The sequence below is a fragment of the Kitasatospora sp. NPDC002040 genome (genome assembly GCF_040296785.1).
Classification (GTDB): domain Bacteria; phylum Actinomycetota; class Actinomycetes; order Streptomycetales; family Streptomycetaceae; genus Kitasatospora.
The window spans coordinates 63,074-84,513 of the sequence record NZ_JBEOXV010000005.1 but is presented as its reverse complement, the minus strand read 5'-3'; the positions used below and the strand labels follow the sequence as shown (position 1 = coordinate 84,513).

General features: G+C 71.6%; 20 protein-coding genes. 15 read left to right on the top strand and 5 right to left on the bottom strand.

The genetic code is table 11. The features are described 5' to 3' along the window. Window positions 1–56: 56 nt before the first annotated feature. Window positions 57–2,960 carry a glycosyl hydrolase gene (locus ABT118_RS15600; protein WP_350668812.1) on the bottom strand — a complete coding sequence of 968 codons (2,904 nt, stop codon included), beginning with the start codon at window positions 2,958–2,960 and terminating at the stop codon, window positions 57–59. Between the two features lie 300 nt (window positions 2,961–3,260). On the opposite strand from ABT118_RS15600, the gene ABT118_RS15595 reads away from it, so the two are divergent. The 4 genes from ABT118_RS15595 to ABT118_RS15580 all read left to right on the top strand — a co-directional run bounded on the left by ABT118_RS15595 (window position 3,261) and on the right by ABT118_RS15580 (window position 7,881). Further along, the gene (locus ABT118_RS15595) at window positions 3,261–4,562 is read left to right on the top strand and encodes an ABC transporter substrate-binding protein (RefSeq protein WP_350668808.1); all 1,302 of its coding nucleotides are present in this window, start codon (window positions 3,261–3,263) and stop codon (window positions 4,560–4,562) included. A 68-nt stretch (window positions 4,563–4,630) separates the two neighbouring features. Further along, on the top strand, window positions 4,631–5,575 hold the full coding sequence (locus ABT118_RS15590) for a carbohydrate ABC transporter permease (protein ID WP_350668805.1): 945 nt from the start codon (window positions 4,631–4,633) through the stop codon (window positions 5,573–5,575). A 4-nt stretch (window positions 5,576–5,579) separates the two neighbouring features. Next, window positions 5,580–6,413 (top strand): carbohydrate ABC transporter permease, encoded by an 834-nt coding sequence (locus ABT118_RS15585; RefSeq protein ID WP_350668798.1) that lies wholly within the window; start codon window positions 5,580–5,582, stop codon window positions 6,411–6,413. Between the two features lie 31 nt (window positions 6,414–6,444). After that, window positions 6,445–7,881, top strand: a complete 1,437-nt coding sequence (locus ABT118_RS15580; protein WP_350668794.1) for a GH1 family beta-glucosidase — start codon at window positions 6,445–6,447, stop codon at window positions 7,879–7,881. Between the two features lie 70 nt (window positions 7,882–7,951). On the opposite strand, the gene rsgA is transcribed toward ABT118_RS15580, so the two are convergent. Next, window positions 7,952–9,049 carry a ribosome small subunit-dependent GTPase A gene (rsgA, locus tag ABT118_RS15575; RefSeq protein ID WP_350668790.1) on the bottom strand — a complete coding sequence of 366 codons (1,098 nt, stop codon included), beginning with the start codon at window positions 9,047–9,049 and terminating at the stop codon, window positions 7,952–7,954. A gap of 262 nt (window positions 9,050–9,311) precedes the next feature. Beyond that, window positions 9,312–10,460, bottom strand: coding sequence for a YihY/virulence factor BrkB family protein (locus tag ABT118_RS15570; RefSeq protein ID WP_502884558.1), 1,149 nt, complete (start codon window positions 10,458–10,460; stop codon window positions 9,312–9,314). Between the two features lie 270 nt (window positions 10,461–10,730). Between ABT118_RS15570 and ABT118_RS15565 the strand changes: the two genes are divergently transcribed. The 11 genes from ABT118_RS15565 (at window position 10,731) to ABT118_RS15515 (ending at window position 20,435) form a co-directional block, all read left to right on the top strand. Then, window positions 10,731–10,814, top strand: coding sequence for a putative leader peptide (locus tag ABT118_RS15565; RefSeq protein ID WP_310593185.1), 84 nt, complete (start codon window positions 10,731–10,733; stop codon window positions 10,812–10,814). 183 nt (window positions 10,815–10,997) lie between these two features. After that, on the top strand, window positions 10,998–12,722 hold the full coding sequence (locus tag ABT118_RS15560) for a nitrite/sulfite reductase (protein WP_350668781.1): 1,725 nt from the start codon (window positions 10,998–11,000) through the stop codon (window positions 12,720–12,722). Next, window positions 12,719–12,895 (top strand): hypothetical protein, encoded by a 177-nt coding sequence (locus tag ABT118_RS15555; protein ID WP_350668777.1) that lies wholly within the window; start codon window positions 12,719–12,721, stop codon window positions 12,893–12,895. Before ABT118_RS15560 ends, ABT118_RS15555 begins: the two co-directional genes overlap by 4 nt. After that, on the top strand, window positions 12,879–13,577 hold the full coding sequence (locus ABT118_RS15550) for a phosphoadenylyl-sulfate reductase (RefSeq protein ID WP_350668773.1): 699 nt from the start codon (window positions 12,879–12,881) through the stop codon (window positions 13,575–13,577). The genes ABT118_RS15555 and ABT118_RS15550 overlap by 17 nt, the downstream gene beginning before the upstream one ends. A gap of 59 nt (window positions 13,578–13,636) precedes the next feature. Next, window positions 13,637–14,218, top strand: coding sequence for an adenylyl-sulfate kinase (gene cysC, locus ABT118_RS15545; protein WP_350669206.1), 582 nt, complete (start codon window positions 13,637–13,639; stop codon window positions 14,216–14,218). Next, window positions 14,215–15,150, top strand: a complete 936-nt coding sequence (gene cysD / locus ABT118_RS15540) for a sulfate adenylyltransferase subunit CysD (protein WP_350668770.1) — start codon at window positions 14,215–14,217, stop codon at window positions 15,148–15,150. Before cysC ends, cysD begins: the two co-directional genes overlap by 4 nt. A 2-nt stretch (window positions 15,151–15,152) precedes the next feature. Further along, a complete protein-coding gene (locus ABT118_RS15535) occupies window positions 15,153–16,466 on the top strand; it encodes a sulfate adenylyltransferase subunit 1 (protein ID WP_350668767.1) in 1,314 nt (437 codons plus the stop codon). A 229-nt stretch (window positions 16,467–16,695) separates the two neighbouring features. Beyond that, window positions 16,696–17,823: an aliphatic sulfonate ABC transporter substrate-binding protein gene (locus ABT118_RS15530; protein ID WP_350668765.1), complete on the top strand. Its 1,128-nt coding sequence runs from the start codon at window positions 16,696–16,698 to the stop codon at window positions 17,821–17,823. Between the two features lie 131 nt (window positions 17,824–17,954). Continuing rightward, entirely contained in the window at window positions 17,955–18,758 is an 804-nt protein-coding gene (locus ABT118_RS15525) for an ABC transporter ATP-binding protein (protein ID WP_350668762.1), read from the top strand. Beyond that, window positions 18,745–19,644, top strand: coding sequence for an ABC transporter permease (locus tag ABT118_RS15520; protein ID WP_350668760.1), 900 nt, complete (start codon window positions 18,745–18,747; stop codon window positions 19,642–19,644). The genes ABT118_RS15525 and ABT118_RS15520 overlap by 14 nt, the downstream gene beginning before the upstream one ends. A gap of 11 nt (window positions 19,645–19,655) precedes the next feature. After that, window positions 19,656–20,435: a sirohydrochlorin chelatase gene (locus tag ABT118_RS15515; protein ID WP_350668758.1), complete on the top strand. Its 780-nt coding sequence runs from the start codon at window positions 19,656–19,658 to the stop codon at window positions 20,433–20,435. A 7-nt stretch (window positions 20,436–20,442) separates the two neighbouring features. Here ABT118_RS15515 and ABT118_RS15510 read toward each other — a convergent pair whose 3' ends face one another. Both ABT118_RS15510 and ABT118_RS15505 read right to left on the bottom strand, forming a co-directional pair. Beyond that, window positions 20,443–20,802 carry a hypothetical protein gene (locus tag ABT118_RS15510; RefSeq protein WP_350668754.1) on the bottom strand — a complete coding sequence of 120 codons (360 nt, stop codon included), beginning with the start codon at window positions 20,800–20,802 and terminating at the stop codon, window positions 20,443–20,445. A 9-nt stretch (window positions 20,803–20,811) separates the two neighbouring features. Beyond that, window positions 20,812–21,411 (bottom strand): hypothetical protein, encoded by a 600-nt coding sequence (locus ABT118_RS15505; RefSeq protein WP_350668753.1) that lies wholly within the window; start codon window positions 21,409–21,411, stop codon window positions 20,812–20,814. Window positions 21,412–21,440 lie beyond the last annotated feature (29 nt).

Sequence of the window (21,440 nt, the reverse complement as noted above, 5' to 3'; positions counted from 1 at the left end):
TCCACCACGACCGGCCCCGGGCAGCAGCTGTCCGGGGCCGGTCGGTGAACTGACGGTCAGTTGAACGGAATCCGCAGCACCGAGGCGTTGCCCTGGGCCTGGGTGGCGCCGGTGCGGAGCTGGGCCGGGCCGTTGCCGATCGCGGACCAGACCTCCACCCTCACCGTCCCGTTGGCCAGGTTGCCCAGGCTGCCGGTCGCGGCGGTGAGACCGGCGGTGGCCGAGTAGCGCTCCCAGCCGGCCACCGGGTCGGTGGCGAAGTAGCGGTACGTCTCCACCCGGTCGAAGCTGCCGTTGCCGGTCAGGTCGTACGAGATCCGGACCTGCTGGCCGAGGCCGACGGCCGAGCCCGCGTCCAGGTAGAGGTCGAACTCCGTTGCGGCACCCGCCCGCAGCGTGCCGTTGACGTTGCGCAGCTCGAACACGGTGGGCTGGTAGGGCGTGCCGTCGTGGTTGGTGCCGCCCGCCGAGGCGACGGTGCTGACGGCGGCACCGGTGCCGTAGCCGGTGGTCAGGCCGCCGCCGGGCTGGAGGTAGAAGGTGCTGCCGCTGGTCGGCGGCACCGAGGTCGACGGAGACGGGGACGGGGACGGAGAGGCCGAGGGGGACGGCGAGGACGAGGGGGACGGGGACGGCGAGGGCGAAGGAGTCGCACCCGACCCGCCGTCCTGGAAGCTCCCCCGCTCACTGGCGGTGGACCGGGCCGGCACGTTGAGCGTGTAGCCGTCCGAGAAGTGCACCGCCCGCGCCGTGGTCGCATAGTTGTGCGCGACGTGCGTACGGGTGCCCCCGTTGACGAAGACCGCCGAGGTCGGCTGGTCCGAGGTCACCGCCGGGTCGAGCGTGCCCAGGGCGGCGAGGTTGTAGATCCAGTGGTAGGTGTGCGCCTTGGTCTCGCCCTCCTCGGGGGTGTAACCGTCCTTGCCCGCATCCCAGTTGGCCTTGGCGGCGGCCGGGTCGGCCAGTGCCTGGAACTCCCAGGCCAGGTCGCGCCAGTCGGTGAGGACCCCGCCGTTGTTGGCCTTCTGCTCGGCCAGGTTGGCCTTGATGTCGTCCTGACGACGGGCCAGGTAGAACGAACCACCGGTGATCGGGAGGTAGTTGATGCCGTGGATCATGCCGGGGCTGGCGGTCCACCAGGTGGAGTAGGCCGCGCCGCTGCCCCAGACCATGCCGGCCGTCTGGTGCCCGAACGAGGCCGGGAAGGCGGACTGGTCGGCGTTGAACCAGTACTGCTCCACCGCCCGCGACTCGGTGGTGTAGAGGTAGATGCCCAGGTCCCGCAGCGCGGTGTCGCCGGTGGCGGAGCCGTAGAGGATCAGTCCGGCGCTGAAGTTGAGCGACTCGGAGGAGGACTCCTCGTTGTTGCCGGCCGCGAAAGCCGCGTGGCCGGCCGCCCAGCCGTGGCCCGCGTACGGGTCGAAGCTGCGCAGCCAGGGGAAGCGGGTGTCGGAGCGGTCGGCGTTGGCGGCGTCCTTGGCCAGCAGCTTGACCATCCCGCCCCAGGCGGAGTCGGCGGCCCAGGCGGCGTCGTAGCGGGCCACGGTGGCGGCGGCCTGGATGTAGTAGCCGTAGTGGAAGTGGTGGTCGTTCAGCTCGCCGTCGCTGCCGTACGAGGCGGGGTAGCCGATCAGGGTCTTCCAGACGGTGTCGTACGCGAAGACGGTCGAGCCGGTGCCGGCGAACCAGGTCTGCAACCGGCCCTTCATCAGGCCGAGCAGCTTGTCCCGGGTGGTGGCATCACCCAACTGGTCCGCGATCGGCACCAGTTGGCCGAGGCGGGCGAGCGCCTTGCCGGTCCAGTATGTGTCACTGGCCCCCATGAACGGGTCGCTCGCGTTGGCCACCTCGCGGACCATCGCGCCGAGCGCGGCCCGGTCCTGGCTGCCGGCGTCCGGCAGCGAGGGGAGGATTGCGTCGGCGTTCATCACCGTGCTGAAGCCGCTGCCCTGGCGCACCTTCATCTGCCCGCGCGGCGAGGTGTAGCTCAGCGCGGTCAGCGGGTCGGTGCTGGCCTTCCACTGGTGCGGGTAGAGCGCCAGCAGGGTGCCGGTCTGGCTGCCCTCCTGGGCGGTCGTGGTGGCGGTGTAACTGGTGGTCACCGAGCCCGCGTTGTAGTTCCAGGCGACCTTGGTGTCGGTGACGAAGCTGTACGCGTAGGTGCGGAACAGGGCCAGGTCGTTCGGCGAGGGCAGCACGGCCACGGAGTAGTAGTCCTTGGCGCCGAGCGCGGCGCTCAGCACGGTGCCGTTCACGTTCCAGCTGGTGCCGGTCGGCGCGAACAGGCCGTAGTGGTGGCCGCCGACGGTGATGCCGAGCACGTTGCCCTGGTTGGAGAAGACGGTTGGGGTACCGGCGGCGGTGATCTGCGCGGCGCCGCCGGTGGCGTGCGCGTAGACGTAGGGCAGGCCGTGGCCGATGGTGGCCGACAGGGTGTGCGCACCGTCGGTCCACTGCGGGGTGACGGTCCAGTCGGTCCAGCCGTCGACCTTGGTGTCGGGGGCGTTCAGCCCGGCCACGCCCACCGTGAGGTCCTTGGTGTGGGCGAACTCGTACTGGCGCCCGTCCGGGGTGATGGTCGGGTTGGTGGGGTAGCCGACCTCGAGGCCGCCGGCCGCGGCCTTGAACGTGAAGGGGTGCGCGTAGAGGTTCTCCGAGTAGGGGTTGCCCGCGTAGCGCTGGTAGATCAGCGAGGACCACCAGTCGTTGGTGGGGGCGGCCTGGCCGGCCATCTTCGCGGTGACCTTGGGCGTGAGCGGGGCCCCGTCGGAGTTGCTCGGGCCGATCGTGCCGGCCGGGCGGGTGTCGGTGTACCCGCCGAGGCCCACCTTGATCGTGGCGGCGGAGGCGGTGGAGGAACCGACCGTGGCGGTGAGCGCGGCGGCGGTGAGCGCAGCGGCGGCGAAGGCCGCGACCGGGCGGACCAGACGTCTCGGAGACCGAGCGCGTGGCGGCTTCATGTCTGACACCTCGGGTGGGAGTGGGGGATGTGAGAGCGCTCTCAAACTGCTCTCAAGCCCCGGACCGTAGAGGCGCCCGACAAGGGGTGTCAACGCCTCGAACGCGATCTGGCGAAACCTCGTCGACTTCAGTTCTCGAAAGCGAGGCACCCCCAACCCCCAAGGTTACGTTCAGGTTTCGACTACTTGACGGGAGTACGGCGACCCCGGCACGCTCCTCCCAGCGGTTGAGAGCGCTCTCAGAAGGCGCTCGGCACCGGCCGCCCCGAACTCCACTCAGCCGCGCCAGGAGGCATCCCCATGCGCCCCTTCAGAGCCCGCCGCACCGCCGCGACCCTCGGCAGTGCCGCGCTCGCCGCCACTCTGCTCCTCTCCGCCTGCAGCTCCGCCGGCACCGGCTCGCAGGACGCCGACGAGAAGGTGACGCTGACCGTCGACCTGTTCGGCACCTTCGGGTTCAAGGAGGCCGGCCTGTACGACGAGTACACGAAGCTGCACCCGAACATCACCATCAAGCAGAGCGACACCCAGGACGAGGGCCAGTACTGGCAGGCGCTGCAGACCAAGCTGGCCGGCGGCGGCGGCCTGGCCGACGTGCAGGGCCTGGAGGTCGGCCGGATCGCCAGCGTGATGCAGAAGCAGGCGGACAAGTTCACCGACCTCAGGACCATCGGCGCCGGTGACGTCAACGACGGCCTGGTGGCGTGGAAGGCCGCCGCGGCGAAGACCGCCGACGGCAAGGTGCTGGCCGCCGGCACCGACGTCGGCCCGGAGGCGATCTGCTTCCGCACCGACCTCTTCAAGGAGGCCGGACTGCCCACCGACCGCACCGAGTTGGCCGCCAAGTGGGCCGACTGGGCGGGCTACCTGGCGCTCGGCAAGGAGTACGTCGCCAAGGCGGCCCCGGGCAACGCCTGGACCGACAGCGCGGCGGGCATGTTCACCGCCGAGGTCGGCCAGCAGAAGGTCCGCTACGCGGACGAGAGCGGCAAGGCCGTGCACGAGAGCAGCCCGGCGGTGAAGACCGCCTGGGCGGACGCCACCAAGCTGGTCGCCGACGGCCTCTCCGCGAAGCTGCCGCAGTGGACCCCGGAGTGGAACAAGGCGTTCACCACCGGCAAGTTCGCCACCCTGAGCTGCCCGGCCTGGATGGTCGGCTACATCAAGGGCCAGGCGGGCGACGCCTTCGCCGGCAAGTGGGACATCGCGCCCGGCCCGGGCAAGACCGGCAACTGGGGCGGCTCCTACCTGGCCGTCCCCCGGACCGCCAAGCACCCGAAGCAGGCGGCCGAGCTGATCAAGTGGCTGAACGCCAAGGAGCAGCAGGTCAAGCTCTTCACCAAGCAGGGCTCCTTCCCGTCCAGCACGGGCGCGCAGACCGAGATCAAGGGTCTCAAGGACCCCTACTTCAACAACGCCCCGATCGGCGAGATCTTCAGCGAGGCGGCCGCGAACATGCCCGCCCAGGTGCTCGGCACCGAGGACGGTGTGGTCGGCAAGGCGTTCACCGACGCGCTCGGCGAGGTGGAGCGGACCGCCACCGCTCCCGCCACCGCCTGGCAGCACGCCCTGGACAACGTCAAGAAGGCCAGCGGCAACTGACGTCCGATCGACTCCGGCCCCGGGGCGCTGCCCGCCCCGGGGCCGGGGTGACCACCGAAGGACCCACCATGGCCACTCTCACCGCCCCGCCGGCCCCCGCGCCGCCCGGCACCGTCCCGGCCCGCGCGCGCCGGGGCGCCCGGCTCGCCCCGTACGGCTTCCTCGCCCCGTTCTTCGTCCTGTTCGCGGCCTTCGGCCTGTTCCCGCTGCTGTACACCGCGTACGTCTCGCTGCACCGGGTGGAGCTGCAGACGGCGGACCGGATGGACTGGCTCGGCTTCCAGAACTACACCCGGCTGTTCGAGGACCCGTACTTCTGGAACGCGCTCGGCAACACCTTCACCATCGGGGTGCTCTCCACCGTCCCGCAGCTGCTGCTCGCGCTCGGCCTGGCCCATCTGCTCAACTACCGCCTGCGCGGCCGGACCTTCTTCCGGGTCGCGATGCTGATGCCGTACGCCACCTCGGTCGCGGCGGCCACCCTGGTCTTCGCCCAGCTGTTCGGCCGCGACTACGGGCTGATCAACTGGGTGCTCTCCACCGTGGGGTTGAACCCGGTGGACTGGCAGGCGAACACCTGGGCCTCCCAGTTCGGCGTCTCGGCCATCGTCACCTGGCGCTGGACCGGCTACAACGCACTGATCTACCTGGCCGGGATGCAGTCCATCCCGAACGAGCTGTACGAGTCCGCCTCGGTCGACGGCGCCTCCCGCTGGCAGCAGTTCCGCCACATCACCGTGCCCGGTCTGCGGCCGACCATCGTCTTCACCGTGGTGGTCTCCACCATCGGCGCCACCCAGCTGTTCGGCGAACCGCTGCTGTACGAGGGCAACGCGGGCGGCGGCATCTCGCACCAGTACCAGACCCTCGGGCTCTACCTGTACGAGCAGGGCTGGACCTTCTTCCACCTGGGCCGGGCCGCCGCCGTGGCCTGGGTGATGTTCCTGCTGATCGTCGTACTGGCCCTGGTCAACGCGGCCATCGCGGCCCGGCGCAACCGTACGGACCGGTGACCCCGTGTTGAAGAGACGCTCCCCCCTCCAGGGCGGCCCGCTCGCCTACGGCGTGCTGATCGCCGCCACCCTGGTCTTCGTGTTCCCGTTCTACTGGACCCTGGTGGCCGCGAGCCGCTCCAACTCCGAGCTCAGCGCGGCCACTCCGGCGCTCACGCCGGGTCCGAACCTGTTCCACAACATCGCCGAGGCGCTGCAACAGGCGGACATCGGAACGGCGTTGCTCAACTCGCTGATCGTCTCGGCGGCGGTGACCGCGGGCGTGGTGCTCTCCTCCACGCTGGCCGGCTTCGCCTTCGCCAAACTCCGGTTCCGTGGAAGGGGGTTGCTGCTGGCGATCACGGTCGGCACGATGATGATCCCGCCGCAGCTCGGCGTGATCCCGCTCTTCATGGTGATCGTGAAGCTGGACCTGCAGAACAAGCTGCCCTCGGTGATCCTGCCCGCGCTGGTCTCCGCCTTCGGCGTCTTCTTCATGCGGCAGTTCCTGGTCCAGGCCCTGCCCGACGAGCTGATCGAGGCCGGCCGGATGGACGGCGCCTCCAGTCTGCGGATCTTCTGGTCGATCGTGCTGCCGGTGGCCCGCCCCGGCATGGCGGTGCTCGGGATGCTCACCTTCATGGCCACCTGGAACGACTTCTTCTGGCCCGTGGTGGCGCTCAGTTCGCAGAACCCGACCGTCCAGGTCGCGCTCAAGTCGCTCGGCCAGGGCTACGTCCCGGACCAGTCGATCGTGATGGCCGGCACCCTGGTCGGCACCCTCCCCGTGCTGGTGGTCTTCGCCCTGTTGGGCCGTCAGATCGTCGGCGGCATCATGCAGGGCGCCGTCAAGGGCTGACCCACCTACTCTCGTACCCATGGAAGGCGACATGTCCGTAGAAGCCCTACCGGCCCCCGTCCGTACCGACCTCCCCGCCGAGTTCCCGCCCGGGTTCGTCTGGGGCGCGGCCACCGCCGCGTACCAGATCGAGGGTGCCGCCGCCGAGGGCGGCCGCACCCCGTCGATCTGGGACACCTTCAGCCGCACCCCCGGCAAGGTCCGCAACGGCGACACCGGCGACATCGCCGCGGACCACTACCACCGCTACCGCGAGGACGTCGCGCTGATGGCCGAACTCGGCCTGGGCGCCTACCGGTTCTCGTTCGCCTGGCCGCGGATCCAGCCCGACGGCCGGGGTCCCGGCAACGAGGCGGGCCTGGACTTCTACGACCGGCTGGTGGACGAGCTGCTGGCCAAGGGGATCACCCCGGTCGCCACCCTCTACCACTGGGACCTGCCGCAGGCCCTGGAGGACCGGGGCGGCTGGCTCGACCGCGACACGGCGTACCGCTTCGCCGAGTACGCGAGCCTGACCGCCCGCCGGCTCGGCGACCGGGTCGGCACCTGGACCACGCTGAACGAGCCCTGGTGCAGCGCCTTCCTGGGCTACGGCTCCGGCGTCCACGCCCCCGGCCGGACCAGCCCGGCCGAAGCCCTGACGGCCCATCACCACCTGCTGCTCGCACACGGGTTGGGCGTCGGCGCACTGCGGGCCGAGCTGCCCGCCGCCGCGCAGGTCTCGCTCACCCTCAACCTGGCCGCCGTCCGCCCGCTCACCGCCGAACCGGCCGACCTGGACGCGGCCCGCCGGATCGACGGGCTGGCCAACCGGATCTTCCTCGACCCGGTCTTCCACGGCAGCTACCCCGCCGACGTGCTGGCCGACACGGCGGAGGTCACCGACTGGTCCTTCGTCCACGACGGCGACCTGGCGGAGATCTCCCGCCCGATCGACTCGCTCGGCATCAACTACTACACGCCCACCGTGGTGGCCGCCGACGACCCGGCCGACCCCGCCCCCCGGCAGGACGGCCACGCGGGCGAGCTCTCCCCCTGGCCCGCCGACGCGGGTGTCCGCTTCCTGCCCGCCGAGGGCAGCCGGACGGCGATGGGCTGGCCGGTGGACGCGGACGGGCTGTACGAGCTGCTCACCCGGCTGCGCGACGACCTGCCGGGCCTGCCGCTGCTGGTCACCGAGAACGGCGCCGCGTACGACGACTACAGCGACCCGTCCGGCGCGGTGCACGACCCGGAGCGGGTGGCCTACCTGCACGGGCATCTGGACGCGGTCCGCCGGGCGGCGGCCGACGGGGTGCCGGTGCGCGGGTACTTCCTCTGGTCGCTGCTGGACAACTTCGAGTGGGCGTACGGCTACGGCAAGCGCTTCGGGATGGTGCACGTCGACTTCGCCAGCCAGCGCCGGACGCCGAAGGACAGCGCCCGCTGGTACGCCGAGGTGATCCGCACCGGCCGGCTGCCGCGCTGAGTCGCGGCCGGACCCGAACGCGGGCCGCTGCTCCGGATCCTGACTCCGGGGCAGCGGCCCGCTCGCGGTCTCACTTCTTGGGCGAGCCGCCCATGGCGCGGTGCGTCTTGGTGATGCTCTTCCACTTCTTCAGGCGCTCGGCGGCCAGCCGGGCGTCGGTGCGCGAGGCGATCCACTCGTTCTCGCGCTGGAGCTTCTGGTAGCTGTCCCAGCGCCGCTCGGCGATCACCCCGTCGGCGACGGCGGCCTGCACGGCGCAGCCCGGCTCGCTCCGGTGGCCGCAGTCGTGGAACCGGCACTCACCGGCCAGTTCCTCGATCTCGGCGAAGGCCTGGGCCAGGCCCTCGCCGCCGAACAGGCCGACCCCGCGCAGACCGGGGGTGTCGATCACCACCCCGCCGCCGGGCAGCGGGATCAGCTCGCGGGTGGTGGTGGTGTGCCGGCCCTTCTCGTCCACCGAGCGGGTCTGCTGAACGGCCATCACCTCGGTGCCGATCAGGGCGTTGGTGAGGGTCGACTTGCCCGCGCCGGACTGGCCGAGCAGCGCCGTGGAGGTGCCCAGGCAGGCCCGCAGCACGTCGATGCCCTCGCCGGTCTCGGCGCTGACCACCACCACGGTCACGCCGGGGGCGATCTGCTCGACGTCGGCCTTGACGAACTCGGCGTCGATCACCAGGTCGGCCTTGGTGAGCGCGACCAGCGGCATCGCGCCGGACTCCCAGGCCAGGGCCAGGAAGCGTTCGATCCGGCCGAGGTCGGGGTCGGCGGCGAGCGAGGAGGCGATCAGGACGGTGTCGACGTTGGCCGCCAGCACCTGCCCCTCGGAGCGGGAACCCGCGGTCTTGCGGATCACCGCGGTGGAGCGCGGCAGCAGGGCCGAGACGGTCGGCATCGGAGCGGCCGTCAGGTCGATGCCCGCCCAGTCGCCGGTGCAGGCCCAGTTGGCCGGGTCCGGGTCGCGGACCGGCCGGATGTCGGCGCGGACGGTGCGCAGCTCGCCCGACTCGGGGTCGGCGAACAGCACGTCGCAGAGACCCCGGTCGACCCGGGTGATCCGCGCAGGGGTGAGCCCGCCCTCGGCGAGGGGGGCGAAGAGCTCGTCGAGCTCGGACGTCCAGCCGTAGTCGGCGAAGACAGGGGTGTGCTGGGAAAGAGGTGCGTAGGACAACGCGGTGGGGCCCTTCGGGAGGAATGCATCCCGGTGGGCGGCGGCTGCTGCGTGGGTTGCTACTGCCTGGTCAGCCGACGGCCGGGACGGAGGAGGTGTGCGCGAGAGCTGCCTGGGCAGCCGTGACCTGGGTGACAGCCACGAGGCTCACCTCCTGTTTCCTGATCCGGCCCGCTTCGTCCCACGGGCGCCAACGGAGAAGCACGCTACCGGACCGGTCGGGACCGGCGCATCCTATTTCTGACCTGCGGCGATGCCGCTGCTACCGCCCGTCCCACGGCCCGCGCGGGGTCGGCCGGTCGGTGTCCGGGGGCGGTGGCGGCGGCCGGCGGCGGTGGGTGCCGCCGGCGGCGAGCCGGCCGCGCAGGTTGCCCGGCTGCAGGAAGTCGGCCCAGCGCTCGGGGTACTCGGACGGCACGTGGCCCTCGTCGTCGTCCTCCAGGTCGTCCTCGTGCCCCTCGCCCAGCCCGAGCTCGCGGGCCAGCCTGGCCCGCTCGACCACCCGCCGGGCGGTGGCCTCGCGGACCACGGCGGCGGCGGCCTCCTCGCTGGCCCGCTCGTTCTCGGCCCGGGCGTCGGCGGTCTGCACGGTCGGCCAGCGGCGGTCTATGGCGGCGTTCATCGCGGCGCCGATCAGCACCGCGAGCGCGACCACACCGATCCACAGCAGCACCGCGACCGGCGCCGCCAGCGAGCCGTAGACGGACTTGCCCTCGACCGAGCTGACCAGGTAGATCCGCAGCAGCACCGAGCAGACCACCAGCACCACCAGGGCGACCAGCGCGCCGGGGATGTCCTCGCGCCAGGGCGTGGAGACCGGGACGGCCACGTGGTAGAGCGTGGTGAGGAAGACGATCAGCAGCGTGATCGCGACCGGCCAGTACAGCGCGTCGACCAGCCCGGACCACTGCGGCAGCGCGTTCAGCACCAGCCCGGGGCCGGTCAGCAGCAGCGGGAGCACCAGCGAGCCGATCACCAGCGCGCCGAGGTAGAGGCCGAGCGACATCAGCCGGGTCTTCACCAGGCCGCGCTTGCCGTCCAGGCCGTACATCACGGTGATGGTGTCGATGAAGATGTACAGCGCCCGGGAGCCGGACCAGAGCGAGAGCAGGAAGCCGATCGAGATCAGGTCCGGCCGGCCGCCCTCGTTGAAGACGCTGTCCAGCAGCGGCCGCACGGTCTGGTCCACCGACTTCGGCGAGAGCACCGCCCCGGCCGCCGTGATGATGTCGTTCTCCAGCCGCTCGATGGTGCCGGCCCCGAGGATGTCGTCGAGGTAGCCGAGCGTGCCCGCCAGGCAGAGCAGCAGCGGCGGGATGGAGAGCAGGGTGAAGAACGCCGCCTCGGCCGCGAGGCCGGTGACGCGGTACTCCACGCAGGTGTTGGTGGTGTCCTTGAGCAGACTCCACACCGTCTGGCGCCAGGTCGACCGGCGTGCGCGCCGCCCGCCCTTGCCGCGTCGTCGCGATGGCCGCTCGGCTGCCGTCCTGATGGGTTCCCCTGCTGGTTGCACGCCCCTACGGTATCGGTCCCCGGGGCCCGGGCGGACGAGGCGCCTGATGCTCCCTCAGCACCGCTCCGGCGTGCGGCGCAGCACCAAAGTCTCACTCCGTGAAACCAGACCGTCCACTATGCGGACGACGGTGGACCGGGGACCGCGCGCCGTGCGAATCTCTTGTCCATGCCGAGCGCCGGAACCACCCTAGTAGGTCGACTTCACGTCGATCTCCTCCGTGTGTCCAGCGCCATCTGTCCGGTGACCTGAGCCCCACCCCGCCGCCACCACCGCACCCCGGCGCCCATCACCTCGCCGTCCCCGCCGCAGCGGATGTGCGAGCCCCCGGCAAGGTCACTGCTTCCCATAGCCTCGCGGAAACCGCAGGTCACAGCAGTGCCGTGCCTGGATGCTCACAGCCGCCACCAGAGCCACTGCCGTAAGGACTTCACCATGGCCCCCACCCCCGAACCGGTCGAGCCCCCGGTCGACGCCGCCCCGGCGCGCCGTCCCGCCGCCGCCCGCAAGGTGACCCGCCACCGCGGCGAGGGCCAGTGGGGCATGGGCCACCGCACCCCGCTCAACCCCAACGAGCAGTTCAAGAAGGACGACGACGGTCTCAATGTGCGGACACGCATTGAGACGGTCTACGCCCAGAACGGCTTCTCCTCGATCGACCCGGCCGACCTGCGCGGCCGGATGCGCTGGTGGGGTCTGTACACCCAGCGCAAGGAGGGGATCGACGGCGGCAAGACCGCGATCCTGGAGCCGCACGAGCTGGACGCCGAGTTCTTCATGCTCCGGGTCCGGATCGACGGCGGCCGCCTGACGGTGGCCCAGCTGAAGGCGATCGCCGAGGTCTCCGAGCAGTACGGCCGCGGCACCGCGGACCTGACCGACCGCCAGAACGTCCAGTACCACTGGATCCGGATCGAGGACATGCCCGCGATCTGGCAGAAGCTGGAAGCGGTCGGCCTCTCCACCACCGAGGCCTGCGGTGACACCCCGCGCGTCATCCTGGGCTCGCCGGTGGCCGGCGTCGCCGAGGACGAGATCATCGACGGCACCCCCGCCATCGACGAGATCATGCGGCGGTTCATCGGCAACAAGGACTTCTCCAACCTGCCGCGCAAGTTCAAGTCGGCGATCTCCGGCTCGCCGCTGCTGGACGTGGCGCACGAGATCAACGACATCGCCTTCGTCGGCGTCGAGCACCCCGAGCACGGCCCCGGCTTCGACCTCTGGGTCGGCGGCGGGCTCTCCACCAACCCCAAGCTGGGCGTCCGGCTCGGTGCCTGGGTCCCGCTGGACGAGGTCGCCGACGTCTACGGCGGCGTGATCGGGATCTTCCGCGACTTCGGCTACCGCCGCCTGCGCAACCGGGCCCGGTTGAAGTTCCTGGTCGCCGACTGGGGCGTGGAGAAGTTCCGTCAGGTGCTGGAGGACGACTACCTCAAGTACAAGCTGGTCGACGGCCCCGCGCCGAAGGAGCCCAGCGGCATCTGGCGCGACCACGTCGGCGTGCACCGGCAGAAGGACGGCCGCTTCTACGTCGGCTTCGCGCCGCGGGTCGGCCGGGTCAACGGCAAGCTGCTCGGCGCGGTCGCCGACCTGGCCGCCGAGCACGGTTCGGACCGGCTGCGCACCACCGCCGAGCAGAAGATGATCGTGCTGGACATCCCGGCCGACCGGGTCGAGTCGCTGGTGGCCGGCCTGGAGGCGCTGGACCTGCGGGTCACCCCGTCGACGTTCCGCCGCGGCACCATGGCCTGCACCGGCATCGAGTACTGCAAGCTCGCCATCGTCGAGACCAAGGAGCGCGGCCGCACGCTCATCGACGAGCTGGAGACCCGCCTGCCGGACTTCGCCGAGCCGCTCACCATCAACATCAACGGCTGCCCGAACGCCTGCGCCCGGATCCAGGTCGCGGACATCGGTCTCAAGGGCCAGCTGGTGACGGACGAGAACGGCGACCAGGTCGAGGGCTACCAGGTTCACCTGGGCGGCGCGCTGGGCCTGGAGGCCGGCTTCGGCCGCAAGGTCCGCGGCCTCAAGGTCACCAAGGACGGCCTGCCCGACTACGTCGAGCGCGTGCTGACCCGCTACCAGGCGGAGAAGAACGAGGGCGAGCGGTTCGCCCAGTGGACCGCCCGGGCCAGTGAGGAGCAGCTGTCATGAGCGAGCGCGCCGCACCGTTCCACTGCCCGTACTGCGGGGACGAGGACCTGCGCCCGTCCGAGGCCGGGCACGGCTCCTGGGAGTGCCACGCCTGCCGCCGGGCGTTCCAGCTGAAGTTCCTCGGCCTGCTGTCAGCCACCAACGGGGGTACGGCACATGAGTCTCGCGACTGACTACGAGGCGCTGGCGAACGCCGCCGCCGTCGAGCTGGAGGAGGCACCGGCGCAGGAGATCCTGCGCTGGGCGGCCGAGCACTTCGGCAAGCGGTTCTGCGTCACCTCCTCGATGGAGGACGCGGTGGTGGCCCACCTGGCCTCCTCGGTGTTCCCCGGCGTGGACGTGGTGTTCCTGGACACCGGCTACCACTTCGCCGAGACCATCGGGACCCGGGACGCGGTGGCCGCGGTGATGCCGGTCAACGTCATCACGCTCAAGCCGCTGCAGACCGTGGCCGAGCAGGACGCCCAGTACGGCGCGAACCTGCACGACCGCGACCCGGACCTGTGCTGCTCGCTGCGCAAGGTCGAGCCGCTCAACCGGGGGCTCGGCGGCTACGACGCCTGGGCCACCGGGCTGCGCCGGGACGAGTCCCCGTCGCGGGCCAACACCCCGGTGGTGGCCTGGGACGCCAAGCGCCGCAAGGTGAAGCTGGCCCCGATCGCCCGCTGGACCCAGGCGGACGTGGACGCGTACGTGAACGCCAACGGCGTGCTGCTCAACCCGCTGCTGTGGGAGGGCTACACCTCGGTCGGCTGCTCGCCGCTGTCCTGCACCGCCAAGCCCGGCGAGGGCGAGGAGGGCCGGGCCGGCCGCTGGGCGGGCTCGGGCAAGACCGAGTGCGGCATCCACCTCTGATCCACCTGATCCACCATCACCACCACTCAGGAGAGAACACCGTGAGCACAGCCGACACCCTGGCCGCCGACGGAGCCGCAGAGGCGGCCCCGCAGGCCGCCGTCTGCGAGCGCGGCGCCACCGTGTGGCTGACCGGGCTTCCCAGCGCGGGCAAGACCACGCTGGCCTTCGCACTGGCCGAGCGGCTGCGTGCCGAGGGCCACAAGGTCGAGGTCCTGGACGGTGACGAGATCCGTGAATTCCTGTCCAAGGGGCTGGGGTTCAGCAAGGAGGACCGGCACACCAACGTGGCCCGGATCGGCTTCGTGGCCGAGAAGCTGGCCGCCAACGGTGTGAAGGTGCTCGCCCCGGTGATCGCGCCGTACGCCGACTCCCGGGCCGCGGTCCGCGAGCGGCACGCGGCGCTGGGCACCGCGTTCCTCGAAGTGCACGTCGCCACGCCGGTGGAGCTCTGCTCCGAGCGGGACGTCAAGGGCCTGTACGCGAAGCAGGCCGCCGGCGAGATCTCCGGTCTCACCGGGGTCGACGACCCGTACGAGGCTCCGCAGGACCCGGAGCTGCGCCTGCAGACCCAGGGCCGCGAGGTCGCCGAGTCCGCCGCCGAGCTGTACGCCTTCCTGACCGAGAGGGGCCTGGCATGACGATCGCCACGCACAGCCCGCTGGACACCGAGAACCCGTTCACCCTGTCCCACCTGGACGCGCTGGAAGCGGAGTCGGTGCACATCTTCCGCGAGGTGGCGGGTGAGTTCGAGCGTCCGGTGATCCTGTTCTCCGGTGGCAAGGACTCGATCGTCATGCTGCACCTGGCGCTGAAGGCGTTCCACCCGGCGCCGGTCCCGTTCGCCCTGCTGCACGTCGACACCGGCCACAACTTCCCCGAGGTGCTGGCCTACCGCGACCGGGTCGCGCAGCAGCACAGCCTGCGGCTGCACGTGGCCAGCGTCCAGGACTTCATCGACGACGGCCGGCTGCGCGAGCGCCCGGACGGCACCCGCAACCCGCTGCAGACCGTCCCGCTGCTGGACGCGATCGAGTCGCACAAGTTCGACGCGGTCTTCGGCGGCGGCCGCCGGGACGAGGAGAAGGCCCGGGCCAAGGAGCGGGTGTTCTCGCTCCGCGACGAGTTCGGTGCCTGGGACCCGCGCCGCCAGCGCCCCGAGCTGTGGAGCCTCTACAACGGCAAGCACGCGGTCGGCGAGCACGTCCGGGTCTTCCCGCTCTCCAACTGGACCGAGCTGGACGTCTGGCAGTACATCGAGCGGGAGAAGATCGAGCTCCCGGAGATCTACTACGCGCACCGGCGCGACGTGTTCAAGCGCGACGGCATGTGGCTGACCGCGGGCGAGTGGGGCGGCCCGAAGGAGACCGAGACGGTCGAGAACCGGCTGATCCGCTACCGCACCGTGGGCGACATGTCCTGCACCGGCGCGGTGGACTCGGACGCGGCGACCATCGCCGACGTGATCACCGAGATCGCGGCCAGCCGCCTGACCGAACGTGGCGCCACCCGGGCGGACGACAAGATGTCCGAGGCGGCCATGGAAGACCGCAAGCGCGAGGGGTACTTCTAAACATGAGCACCACCATCCAGACCAGCGCCACCTCGCTGCTCCGCTTCGCCACCGCCGGATCCGTGGACGACGGCAAGTCGACCCTGGTCGGCCGGCTGCTGCACGACTCCAAGTCGGTGCTCTCGGACCAGCTGGAGGCCGTCGAGCACGCCTCCCGCAAGCGCGGCCAGACCGCGCCCGACCTGGCGCTGCTCACCGACGGCCTGCGGGCCGAGCGCGAGCAGGGCATCACCATCGACGTGGCGTACCGCTACTTCGCCACCCCCCGGCGGCGGTTCATCCTCGCCGACACCCCCGGGCACGTGCAGTACACCCGCAACATGGTCACCGGCGCCTCCACCGCCGAGCTCGCCGTGGTGCTGGTGGACGCCCGCAACGGGGTGGTCGAACAGACCCGCCGGCACGCCGCGGTGGCCGCGCTGCTGCGGGTGCCGCACGTGGTGCTGGCGGTCAACAAGATGGACCTGGTCGAGTACGCCGAGCCCGTCTTCGCCGCCATCGCCGAGGAGTTCACCGCCTACGCGGCCTCGCTGGGCGTCACCGACGTGGTGGCCGTGCCGATCTCGGCGCTGGCCGGGGACAACGTGGTCGAGCCGTCCGCGCACATGGACTGGTACGGCGGCCCGACCCTGCTGGAGCACCTGGAGACGGTGGCCGTCGGCACCGACCCGAGCGACCAGAGCGCCCGCTTCCCGGTCCAGTACGTGATCCGCCCGCAGAGCGGCGAGTACCTCGACTACCGTGGCTACGCGGGCCAGTTGGCCTCCGGTGTGCTGCGGGTCGGCGACCCGGTCACGGTGCTGCCCAGCGGGCACACCACCACGGTCGCGGGCATCGACGCGCTCGGCGTCGAGACCGACATCGCCTGGGCCCCCCAGTCGGTGACGGTGCGTCTGGCCGAGGACATCGACATCTCGCGCGGCGACCTGATCGCGGCCGGGACGATTCCGGTGCCCACCAAGGACGTCGAGGCCACCGTCTGCCACCTGAGCGAGCGTCCGCTGACCATCGGGGCCAAGGTGCTGCTCAAGCACACCACCCGGACGGTGCGCGCGCTGGTCAAGGAGATCTCCTACCGGATCGACATCGACACCCTCGAACAGCGCTCCGGCGCCGAGGGGTTGGCGGTCAACGAGATCGGCCACGTGGTGCTGCGCACCGCCGAGCCGTTGGCCCTGGACGACTACACCGACAACCGCAGGACCGGATCGTTCCTCTTGATCGACCCGGCCGACGGCACCACCCTCACCGCCGGCATGGCGGGCGAGGCGTTCGAGACCGTACAGATCGACGCTGACGGGGAGGACTGGGTCTGATGCCCAGCGAAGCGTTCTCAGGGATGGACAAGGAAGGCGGCCGCATCGGCAGCGGCGTCCTCGGCAGTGGCCAGGGCGGACTGACGCGATGTGCAGGCGGACAGGGGCACTGACCCCCTGTCACCGGGGGTGGCCGCTTCCCACAGCAGAAGCCGCCCCCGGCTTGCTCGGCACCCGATCCGTGCCTCAATCCGACTTTCTTTCTTTCCTGCATGAAGAGGACGACTCGATGACTTCGCACCAGATCCTTCCCGGTCGCACCAGACGGACCGCCGTCGCCGCGGTGGCCACCCTCACCGCCCTCGGCCTGCTGACCGCCTGCGGCTACGGCTCCTCCAAGAGCGAGGACAAGGCCACCCCGGCCGCCGCCGCCTCGACCGGGGGCGCCAAGCTCTCCGCCGACACGGTGAAGATCGGCTACTTCGCCAACCTGACCCACGGCACCCCGCTGGTCGGCCTCAAGGAGGGCCTGTTCCAGAAGGAGCTGGGCGCCACCGAGATCAAGACCCAGATCTTCAACGCGGGCCCGGCCGAGATCGAGGCGCTGAACGCGGGCTCGATCGACATCGGCTGGATCGGCCCCTCCCCCGCGATCAACGGCTTCACCAAGTCCAACGGTGAGTCGCTGAAGATCATCGGTGGTTCGGCCTCCGGCGGCGTCCGCCTGGTGGTCAACCCCGACAAGATCAAGTCGGTGGACGACCTCAAGGGCAAGAAGATAGCCACCCCGCAGATCGGCAACACCCAGGACGTGGCCCTGCTCAGCTTCCTGGCCGGCAAGGGCTGGAAGGTCGACGCCAACTCCGGCGCCGGTGACGTCTCGGTGGTCCGCTCGGACAACAAGGTCACCCCGGACGCGTACAAGTCCGGCTCCATCGACGGCGCCTGGGTGCCGGAGCCGACCGCCTCCAAGCTGATCACGCTCGGCGCCAAGGAGCTGCTGAACGAGAAGTCGCTCTGGCCGGACAACAAGTTCGTGATCACCAACATCATCGTCTCGCAGAAGTTCCTCAAGGAGCACCCGGACGTGGTGGAGGCCGTGCTGCGCGGCTCGGTGAACACCAACGCCTACATCAAGGCCAACCCGGCCAAGGCGAAGGAGTCCGCCAACGCCGCGATCAAGGAGGCGGCCGGCAACGCGCTGGAGCCCGCCATCCTCGACCCGGCCTGGGCCGACATCGAGTTCATCGACGACCCGCTGGCCACCACCCTCCAGAAGGAGGCGGACAACGCGGTGACCGCCGGTCTGCTCAAGAAGCCGAGCCTGAACGGGATCTACGACCTCACCCTGCTGAACAAGGTGCTCAAGGCCAAGAACGCGCCCGCCGTGGCGGACGCCGGACTCGGCACCAAGTAACAGCGTTCCCAAGCTCCGTGGTCCGTGCCCCCGCCCAGCCCAGTCGATGCCCGTCGCCGGGCCGGGCGGGGCCGGACCCCGGCTCCCAGCCCCGAACTTCCCGCCAGACCAGTCACCCAGGAGGTGCCCGGATGACCACGGCACTGACCACCTCGCAGAGCGCCCCGGGCGTCGAGGTGCCCGGCGGCACCCCCGCCGTGCGGCTCTCACACGTCCACAAGTCCTTCGGCCGCCCCGGCGCCGCCACCCACGTGCTGGACGACATCACCCTCGATGTCGCGCCCGGTGAGTTCGTCACCCTGCTCGGTGCCTCCGGCTGTGGCAAGTCGACCCTGCTCAACCTGGTCGCCGGCCTGGACCAGCCCTCCGCCGGCACCATCGAACTCCCGGGCCACCGGCCCGCGTTGATGTTCCAGGAGCACGCGCTCTTCCCCTGGCTGACGGCCGGCAAGAACATCGAGCTGGCACTGCGGCTCGGCGGCACCCCCAAGGCCGAGCGCCGCGCCGAGGCCGAGCGCCTGCTGGAGCTGGTCCGCCTCGACGGCGCCCACGGCAAGCGGGTGCACGAGCTCTCCGGCGGCATGCGCCAGCGGGTCGCGCTGGCCCGGGCGCTGGCCCAGGGCAGCGACGTGCTGCTGATGGACGAGCCGTTCGCCGCCCTGGACGCCATCACCCGGGACGTGCTGCACGACGAGCTCACCCGGATCTGGGCCGAGCGCAAGCTCACCGTCCTGTTCGTGACCCACAACGTGCGCGAGGCCGTCCGCCTCGCCCAGCGGGTGGTCCTGCTCTCCTCGCGCCCCGGCCGGGTCGCCAAGGAGTGGCGGATCGACCTCCCGCAGCCCCGCCGGATCGAGTCCGCCGGCGTGGCCGACCTGTCCATCGAAATCACCGACGAGCTGCGTGGGGAGATCCGCCGCCATGGCAAGCACTGACACCGCCCCCGCGCCCGTTTTCGACAAGGGCAGCGCCGCCGACGTCGGCGCCGGCCTGGACGCCCTGGACGCCGTGGTCACCCAGCGGACCCCGCTGCTGATCACGCTCCGGCAGAAGGCACTGCCGCCGCTGCTCGCGATCGCCCTGGTGCTGCTGGTCTGGCAGCTCGCGTTCAGCCTGGAGCTCACCGACGAGTACAAGCTGCCCAGCCCCGGCATGGTCTGGGCCTCGCTGACCGACCTGTGGAGCCAGGGCACGCTGTTCAGCATCGTCTGGACCAGCCTGTGGCGCGGCCTCTCCGGCTTCGTCGCCGCCGTGATCATCGGCACCCCGATCGGCCTGCTGGTCGCCCAGGTCAAGCCGGTCCGCGCCGCGATCGGCCCGATCCTCTCCGGCCTCCAGTCGCTGCCGTCGGTCGCCTGGGTCCCCGCCGCCGTGATCTGGCTCGGCGTCAACAACTCGACCATGTACGCGGTCATCCTGCTCGGCGCCGTCCCCTCGGTCGCCAACGGCCTGGTGGCCGGCATCGACCAGGTCCCGCCGCTGCTGCTGCGGGCCGGCCGCACCATGGGCGCCACCGGCCTCTCCCGGGCCCGGCACGTCCTGCTGCCCGGCGCGCTGCCCGGCTACCTGGCCGGCCTCAAGCAGGGCTGGGCCTTCTCCTGGCGCTCGCTGATGGCCGCCGAACTCATCGCCGCCTCCCCCGACCTCGGCATCGGCCTGGGCCGGTACCTGGAGAACCAGCGCGAGTTCGCCGACATGTCCGGCGTCCTGCTCGGGATCATCCTGATCCTGATCGTCGGCGTCGCCATCGACCTGCTGTTCTTCAGCCCGCTGGAGCGCCGCGTGCTGCGCAACCGCGGCCTGCTGGTCAGCAACCGGTAAGGACGTCCACCATGCACCACGGCCAGCTGCCCGCACCGCCGCGCACCATCGGTGCGGGCAGCCCCGCCCTGCTGCTGATCGCCCACGGCAGCCGGGACCCCCGGCACGCCGCCACCGTGAACGAGCTGGTCCAGCAGGTCCGTTCGCTCCGCCCCGGGCTCCGGATCAGCGCCGCGTACCTGGACCACTGCACCCCCCGGCTGGACCGGGCGGTCGACCGCACCAGCACCGCCGTCGCCGTGCCGCTGCTGCTCAACCGGGCCTTCCACGCCCGCAGCGACATCCCGGCCGCCCTCCGCGAGGCCGGGGCCGACCTGCCGCTCGCCGATGTGCTCGGCCCCTCCCCGCTGCTGCTGGACGCACTGGACCGGCGGCTGGCCGAGGCCGGCTTCGACCCGGCCGATGCGCACCGGACCGGCCTGGTGCTGGCCGCCGCCGGCTCCTCCGACCGGGCCGCGAACGCCGCCACCCGCGCGGTAGCCGCCGAGTACCGCCGCACCCGGGGCTTCGCCGCCGTCGAGGTCGCGCACGCCTCCGCCGCCCCGCCCCAACTGGCCGACGCCGTGGCCGCGCTGCGGGCCCGGGGCCTGCGCCGGATCGCCGTCGCGCCCTACCTGCTCGCCCCCGGCCTGCTGCCGGACCGGATCACCACCGCCGCCGCGGCCGCCGGGGTCGACACCGTCGCCCCCGTCCTGGGCGCCGCGCCGGAGATCGCCCGACTGCTGCTCCGGCGCTACGACCTGGCCCGGTCGGGCGCCGCCGCGCAGCGCAGCGCAACGTCAGCCGCGTAACGCAACGTCAGCCGCGGGCCCAGCGGAGCGCGTCCGCCGAAGCACCCGCCGCCAGCAGGTCCGCCTCCGCCCGGCGGCGCCCCACCGCCGAGGCCAGCACCACCACCAGCCAGCGCGGCGAGTTCACGTCCCGGTCCGCCACCACCGCGCGCAGCACCGCCGGGTAGTGCCCGAGCACCAGCCGCCGATCCGCTTCCAGCGCCCGCAGCGCCAACTGCCGCTTGTGGCCGATCCGGTGGTAGCAGCGGTAGTCCGGGTACCGCTCCGCCAGCGCCTCCACCCGGGGGTCCGGCGACTCGCTCCAGACCACGCCGAGGGCGGTCAGCAGCTCGTCCAGGCAGTGCTCCTGCGCGGTCAGTCCGTTCACCCGGCGAGCCTACCCGTGGAAGGCGGCCACCAGCGGGTCGGCGTTGCGGGGCAGGTCGGCGGTGACGCCGGCCCAGGAGCCGTCCCGGAACACCAGGTCGATCCGGCCGCGCTGGAGCACCCCGGTGGCGTTGCGGCGGAACTGCACCACCTCGCCCCGCGGGGCGGCCCAGTGCACGGCGTGCTTCTCGCTGAACAGCTGCCAGAGCGCCGCCTGGTCCACCACCATCAGCACCCGCCGGTCGGTGACCGCCAGCAGGCCGGTGGTGGCGCCGCCCTCCTCGTACATCCGGACCACGAACCGCCCGGCCGCGCTGGCCCAGCCGCCGTCCATCCCGGTGCCGTGCACCAGGTGGTCCGGCACCGCGTCCATCATCCGGTCCTCGACCCCGCCGACCGCCGCCGACACCGGGTTGACCACCGTGTACGCCCGGCGCAGGACGCCGAACGGCTTGGTCAACCGCTGCTCCAGCGCGTTCGGCCGACGGGGCGCCAGCAACTCCTCGGGCGGGCGCGGGATGCCCGGCACCAGCGTGACCTTCGCCGCCTCGGCCAGGCGCTCGCCCGGCTCCAACAGCGGCTCCACGGCCTCGCGTACCGCCTGCAGCATCGCGCGCCCCCTTCCCTCGGTCCCGTCCC

Coding starts and splice junctions, on each gene's coding strand:
- ABT118_RS15525 (WP_350668762.1), top strand. CDS start 17,955: ATGACCACGGCACTGACCACCTCGCAGAGCGCCCCGGGCGTCGAGGTG.
- ABT118_RS15560 (WP_350668781.1), top strand. CDS start 10,998: ATGGCCCCCACCCCCGAACCGGTCGAGCCCCCGGTCGACGCCGCCCCG.
- ABT118_RS15555 (WP_350668777.1), top strand. CDS start 12,719: ATGAGCGAGCGCGCCGCACCGTTCCACTGCCCGTACTGCGGGGACGAG.
- ABT118_RS15580 (WP_350668794.1), top strand. CDS start 6,445: ATGTCCGTAGAAGCCCTACCGGCCCCCGTCCGTACCGACCTCCCCGCC.
- ABT118_RS15515 (WP_350668758.1), top strand. CDS start 19,656: ATGCACCACGGCCAGCTGCCCGCACCGCCGCGCACCATCGGTGCGGGC.
- cysD (WP_350668770.1), top strand. CDS start 14,215: ATGACGATCGCCACGCACAGCCCGCTGGACACCGAGAACCCGTTCACC.
- ABT118_RS15590 (WP_350668805.1), top strand. CDS start 4,631: ATGGCCACTCTCACCGCCCCGCCGGCCCCCGCGCCGCCCGGCACCGTC.
- ABT118_RS15535 (WP_350668767.1), top strand. CDS start 15,153: ATGAGCACCACCATCCAGACCAGCGCCACCTCGCTGCTCCGCTTCGCC.
- ABT118_RS15595 (WP_350668808.1), top strand. CDS start 3,261: ATGCGCCCCTTCAGAGCCCGCCGCACCGCCGCGACCCTCGGCAGTGCC.
- ABT118_RS15600 (WP_350668812.1), bottom strand. CDS start 2,960: ATGAAGCCGCCACGCGCTCGGTCTCCGAGACGTCTGGTCCGCCCGGTC.
- ABT118_RS15520 (WP_350668760.1), top strand. CDS start 18,745: ATGGCAAGCACTGACACCGCCCCCGCGCCCGTTTTCGACAAGGGCAGC.
- ABT118_RS15530 (WP_350668765.1), top strand. CDS start 16,696: ATGACTTCGCACCAGATCCTTCCCGGTCGCACCAGACGGACCGCCGTC.
- ABT118_RS15505 (WP_350668753.1), bottom strand. CDS start 21,411: ATGCTGCAGGCGGTACGCGAGGCCGTGGAGCCGCTGTTGGAGCCGGGC.
- ABT118_RS15550 (WP_350668773.1), top strand. CDS start 12,879: ATGAGTCTCGCGACTGACTACGAGGCGCTGGCGAACGCCGCCGCCGTC.
- ABT118_RS15565 (WP_310593185.1), top strand. CDS start 10,731: ATGCCGAGCGCCGGAACCACCCTAGTAGGTCGACTTCACGTCGATCTC.